A 6,111-nucleotide genomic window follows, 5' to 3' on the forward strand; every position below is an offset into this window, starting at 1 on the left:
TGGTGGGTGACCGCCTGGGAGAGTAGGACGTAGCCACGTAATCTTTTTTTATTTTGTTTAATAATAATTTTCATATATCTTTTCTTTTACAATTTGACTTTTTTACATTCATTTTCTATTTAGATTTCAATATTTAAGATAAAATTTTGCTTTATTTTGGCGTAGTATATAAAAATAATTATTAAAAAAATTTGTAGTATTTTTATAAAATGATATAATCATTTTGAGAGGTATTATTGAAATATATATGTTTGTACCGATATTGTTTTAATAAGTAATAATTTATAAATTTTGCTATAGGTTAAGGTGTTGAGTAGGGAAATCTTAAGATATGGAGGAATAATATGAACATAGGAGTTGTAGGGGTAAATCACAATTTGGCTCCAATAAATGTTAGGGAATCGGTATCTTTTACAGATACTAAAAAAATTGAAGCTATAAATATGCTACTAGATAGAGATATAAATGAAGTAGTTATCCTTTCTACATGTAATAGAAGCGAAATATATATACATGCAGAAAATATAGAAGAAAAAGTTGCTGAATTAGTAAATTTTTATAGTGAATATTTTGGAGTTAAAGACATAGACAAATATTTATTTAAAAAGACGAATTTAGACGCGGTTAAACATTTATTTGATGTTACAGCAGGTTTAGATTCTATTGTACTAGGAGAGGATCAAATTCTTGGTCAGGTTAGAGATGCTCATGAGTTTTCAATGAAATTAGGTGCAACTAAAAAAGTTTTCAACAAGTTATTTAGAGATGCAGTTACTACATCTAAAGAGATAAAAACAATAACAAAAATATCACAACAGCCTCTTTCAATTAGTTATATAGGTGTAAAATTACTTAAAGAAAAAATAGGAAGCTTAGAGGGAAAAAATGTTTTAATAATAGGATTAGGAAAGATGAATTTGCTTACATTGAATCACTTAAAAGAGGAAAATGTAAAAAATATTTATATAGCTAATAGAAATATTGAAAAAATAAAAGAGATAGAGAACAAGTTTGACAATATAATTCCAATCAAATACAGCGATAGATATAAAATATTAGAAGAAGAATGTATTGATATAATCGTAAGCGCAACTTCTTCACCACATTTAGTAATAAAATACGATGAAATGCCTAAATTAGACAATAAGGTATATATAATGGATATTGCGCTACCTAGAGATGTAGATACAAAGTTAAAAGAGCTCGATTGTGTTAAATTGTATGATATCGATGATTTAAAAGAAATTCAAGATAAAAATGATATAAAAAGAAATGAACTAGCACAAAAAGCAGAAAAAATTATAGATGAAAAAATAAATGAATTTTTAGAGTGGTTGGATTTAACATTTATGGATCCGACAATACAATCATTAAACTGTAAGTGTAAAGAAATAAAGGCAGATACTTTAGATTACATTTTTAGAAAAATAGATTTAAACCAACATGAGAAGAAAATCATCGATAAAATGGTAGGTTCTGCATTAAAAAGAATGATTAGAGAGCCTATTATGAATTTAAAACAAGTAAAAAACAAAGGTCAAAGAGAAGAATATATAAAAGTTATTGAAGATTTATTTGAGATATAAAATATGGAGGTTATGAGAATGAAACATACTAAATCAGAACAATTATTCAAAGAGGCAGAAAAATACATACCAGGTGGAGTTAACAGTCCAGTTAGAGCATTTAAATCAGTAGGATTAACACCAATATTTGCAGATAAGGCTCACGGAGACAGATTGACAGACGTAGACGGAAATGAATACATAGATTATATCTGTTCATGGGGACCTCTTATGCTAGGACATAGTCCAGAATTTATGTCAGAAGGACTAGAAGAAATGGCAAAAAGAGGAACAAGCTACGGAGTTGCTACAGAAATAGAAATAGAAGTTGCAAAAATAATAGTTGATGCATATCCAGCAATAGACCAAGTGCGTATGGTAAATTCAGGTACAGAAGCTACTATGAGTGCTTTAAGAGTAGCAAGAGGATATACTAACAGAAATAAAATAGTTAAATTTGAAGGATGCTATCACGGACATTCTGATGGATTATTAGTTAAATCAGGCTCTGGGACTATAACTTTTGGTGTTCCAACAAGTCCAGGGGTACCTCAAGATATCGTAAAAAACACTTTAGTATGTAGATACAACGATATAGAAGATGTAAAAAGAGTTTTTGAAGAACAAGGCGACGATATAGCAGCAGTAATAGTTGAAACTGTATCAGGAAATATGGGTGTTGTTCCAGGAACTCAAGAATTTATGCAATTCTTAAGAGATATATGTACAGAATATAAAACTGTTTTAATATTTGATGAAGTTATAACTGGATTTAGACTAGCTTATAATAGTTCTATCGGATATTTTGGCATCGAACCAGATATGGTATGCTTTGGTAAGATAATAGGTGCAGGTATGCCAGTTGGTGCGTACGGAGCTAAAAAAGAAATAATGTCATGTGTATCTCCAGTAGGTCCTGTATATCAAGCAGGTACATTATCAGGAAATCCACTTGCAATGTTCCTAGGAAAGAAAAATTTAGAAGAATTGAGAGATAATCCACAAATATACACTGAATTAGACAGAAAAGGTAAGATGCTACAAGAGGGTATAGAAGATAATCTTAAAAAATTAGGATTAGACTATACTGTAAATAGAGCGGGTTCATTAGTATGCTTATTCTTTACATCAGGTCCAGTTAAAAACTTCGATGATGCATCTAAATCTGACATAGAAAAATTCAATTTATACTTTAAAGAAATGTTAGACAGAGGAATATTAATTGCTCCAAGTCAATATGAAGCTATGTTCTTATCTTATGCTCATACAGATGAAGATATAGAATACACTATAAAATGCAACTATGAAGCATTAAAGGCTAGTCATAATTTATAAGATAATATTAGTATGACAAAAAAATAACTTAAATTACAAAATTAGTAGAAAGTTGGGAAATTAATTTATATAATCTATAATAGATGTTTTTTTAAAGTTAGGAGGAATACGAAATAATGAGTTTAATTGAAAGTATATGCAAGAATATATATCCTTTAGATGCTCGTTTTATGGAACAAGCAAAGGCTAGACAAGACAGATTAATAAAGCCTGAAGGAAGTCTAGGAAAATTAGAAGATATAAGTATACAATTAGCAGGTATATATGGAAGTAAATATTTTGATACTACAAAAAAGATAATATTATCTTTTGCATGTGATCATGGGGTATACGAAGAAGGTGTAGCACCTCACCCACAAAATATAACAATCCTACAATCTAAAAACTTTCCAAAGAGAATAAATGGTGTAGGAACAATATCTAAATTCGTAGGTGCTGATGTTCAATTAGTAGATGTAGGTATTAATAGTGACGAACCAATTGAAGGAGTAATCGATTGTAAAATAAGAAAGAGTACTTCTAATATGGCTAAAGGTCCTGCAATGACAAGACAAGAAGCTATAAGATCAATTGAAATAGGAATAGAAACTTGTGAAAAATACATACAAGATGATTATAAAGTAATCGGTATAGGAGAAATGGGTATAGCAAATACTACTCCATCTACAGCTATAATATCTGTAATCGCTGGATGTGATCCTGAAGAAATAACAGGTATAGGAGCTGGACTTAAAACAGAATTAGTAGCTCATAAAGCTGAAGTAATAAGAAAATCAATAGAAATAAATCAACCAAATCCTACTGATGGAATAGATATATTACAAAAGGTAGGTGGATTTGAAATAGGTGCTATGGCTGGTGTTATATTAGGATGTAGCGCAAATAGAGTGCCTGTTGTTTTAGATGGATATATATCTTATGCAGCTGCTTTAATAGCTTACAATATAAATCCAAGATGTAAAGAATATATGATAGCATCTCACCTATCAGCAGAACCAGGTGCTAAAAAAGCCTTAGATTTATTAGGACTAGATCCATTTTTAAATATGGATATGAGACTTGGTGAAGGTAGTGGTGCTGCTTTAGCATTCAATATGATAGAAGCTTCAAACTTTGTTTATAAAAATATGCTAACTTTTGATGAAGTTGACATGGGAATGTAGACAATAATTAAGGAGAAAAATATGAGCAAAATTATTTTAGTCACAGGTGGTGCTAGATCAGGAAAAAGCGGTTTTGCAGAATCTTTGTGCAAGGCTAGAAATAATAGTACTGCTTATATTGCAACATCAGTAGCATTTGACGATGAAATGAAGGAAAGGGTTAGAAAGCATCAAGAGAGTAGACCTCAAGAATGGCAAACATATGAAATATACAAAGACATATATACTATAATCGATGAAATAAGTCAAAAACACGATACAGTAATACTAGACTGTATAACATTATTAGTGAACAATTTGATGTTTGTAGATGGTATAGACATAGATAATGCTACAGAACAAGAGATAAATGAGCTAGAAGAATACATAAAGGATCAAGTAACAAAAATGATAGAAGAAGTTAAGAAGACTGATTTATACTTTGTCATGGTTACTAATGAAATAGGATTAGGTGTAGTTCCTAGTTATAAATTAGGTAGAGTTTACTGCGATTTTGTAGGAAGAATAAATCAAATGCTTGGAAAATTAAGCGATGAGGTTTATTTCACAGTTTGTGGAATTCCTACAAAGATAAAGGGGTAAGGATATGAATAGATTTATTTCGATACTACAATTTTTGACTAGGATACCTATAAGAATAGAAACTGGATTTGACGAAGAATTTCATAAATCAATAGTATATTTTCCACTAGTAGGCTTTGTTATAGGCTTAATAACATATGTCTTTGGTTGGTTTTCATTAGCTATATTTGATTCATTTGTAAGTGCTATAGTAATTACTCTTATAGAGGTTTTAACTACAGGAGGACTTCATATAGATGGATTAGGCGACACATTTGATGCTCTATACAGTAATAGAGATAAGGAAAGAATTTTAGAGATAATGAAGGACTCTAGATTAGGAACAAATTCTCTTCTTGCTATAATGTTTTTAATCTTATTAAAAATAGGATTTATAAATTGCTTAATACAAAATGATCTATTATGGATAGTTATATTCATGCCAGTTGTAGCGAGAATTGGAGCTGTGATTATGACATACAAGACAGTAACTCCAAGAGCGAAGGGTATGGGAAATTTATTCATAGGAAAAGGTACTATGAATATGATTATAACTTCTGTAGTGTACTCATCTGCATTAATTGTAGTGTTTGCAAAATTAATTTTTTTACAACGAAATACAATAATTATGGTAGCTTTAAGCTCAATTTTATTCATAATAGTATTTGCATTGTTGTTTAAAAATCATGTATATAAAAAAATCGATGGTATAACAGGTGATATTTTAGGATGTACAATAGAGCTGGGAGAAGTATTTTATTTAATATATACTTATCTGCTAATAGCACTAATTTAATATTGTAGGGAGACATCGATATGAAAAAATTAATTTTAGTACGTCATGCAGTTACTGATGATAATGAGCTTGCAAAATTATCTGGACATATAGATAGTAAGGTAAGTGAAGAAGGAAAAATACAAATAGAAAAACTTACAGACTATTTAAAAAGTGAAAAAATAGACGAAATTTATACGACTACATCAAGTAGGACAAAAGATACAGTTAAGTATTTAGCTGAAATAAATAAAATAGATATAAAAGAAAGTGAAGCTTTACAAGAAATCAATTTTGGGGATTTCGAAGGAAAAGACTTCAAAGAGATACAAAAAAATTACCCTGATGAATTTGATAAAATGATAAATGAAGGATATGAATATAAATATCCAAATGGCGAAAGTCTAATTGAATGTTATGAAAGAGTATCTAAAGAAATAAAATTAATATTGGAAGATGCTCAAAATAATAGTACAATATTAGTGTGTTCCCATGCAGGAACTATAAGAAATATTTTGACTTGTTTAATTTCAGATACATTTGAATATCACTGGAATTTTAAAATTGGAAATGCTTCTGTAAGTATTGTAGAAGTAGACAATGGATTTGCAGTGATTGATAAGTTGAATGATACGAGTTTTTTTAAATAGAATATTAGATTGATTTATTTTAGGGAAAAGGTAAAAGCCTTACAGCCCCCGCTACTGTGAAA

General features: G+C 29.5%; 6 protein-coding genes. All 6 read left to right on the plus strand.

What is annotated here, in order from left to right:
* The first annotated feature begins 344 nt into the window (after positions 1-344).
* The 6 genes from hemA (at position 345) to ACI3VO_RS03860 (ending at position 6,049) form a co-directional block, all read left to right on the plus strand.
* Positions 345-1,586, plus strand: coding sequence for a glutamyl-tRNA reductase (gene hemA / locus ACI3VO_RS03835; protein ID WP_439756652.1), 1,242 nt, complete (start codon positions 345-347; stop codon positions 1,584-1,586).
* 18 nt (positions 1,587-1,604) lie between these two features.
* Entirely contained in the window at positions 1,605-2,900 is a 1,296-nt protein-coding gene (gene hemL, locus ACI3VO_RS03840) for a glutamate-1-semialdehyde 2,1-aminomutase (protein WP_439756653.1), read from the plus strand.
* Between the two features lie 116 nt (positions 2,901-3,016).
* The gene (gene cobT / locus ACI3VO_RS03845; RefSeq protein ID WP_439756654.1) at positions 3,017-4,063 is read left to right on the plus strand and encodes a nicotinate-nucleotide--dimethylbenzimidazole phosphoribosyltransferase; all 1,047 of its coding nucleotides are present in this window, start codon (positions 3,017-3,019) and stop codon (positions 4,061-4,063) included.
* Between the two features lie 21 nt (positions 4,064-4,084).
* A complete protein-coding gene (gene cobU, locus ACI3VO_RS03850; RefSeq protein WP_439756655.1) occupies positions 4,085-4,645 on the plus strand; it encodes a bifunctional adenosylcobinamide kinase/adenosylcobinamide-phosphate guanylyltransferase in 561 nt (186 codons plus the stop codon).
* A 4-nt stretch (positions 4,646-4,649) separates the two neighbouring features.
* Complete coding sequence (gene cobS, locus ACI3VO_RS03855; protein ID WP_439756656.1) at positions 4,650-5,420, plus strand: adenosylcobinamide-GDP ribazoletransferase; 771 nt, start codon at positions 4,650-4,652, stop codon at positions 5,418-5,420.
* A gap of 20 nt (positions 5,421-5,440) precedes the next feature.
* Positions 5,441-6,049: a histidine phosphatase family protein gene (locus ACI3VO_RS03860; protein WP_439756657.1), complete on the plus strand. Its 609-nt coding sequence runs from the start codon at positions 5,441-5,443 to the stop codon at positions 6,047-6,049.
* Positions 6,050-6,111: the final 62 nt, after the last annotated feature.

The sequence above is a fragment of the Intestinibacter sp. genome, assembly GCF_051866655.1.
GTDB lineage: Bacteria > Bacillota > Clostridia > Peptostreptococcales > Peptostreptococcaceae > Intestinibacter.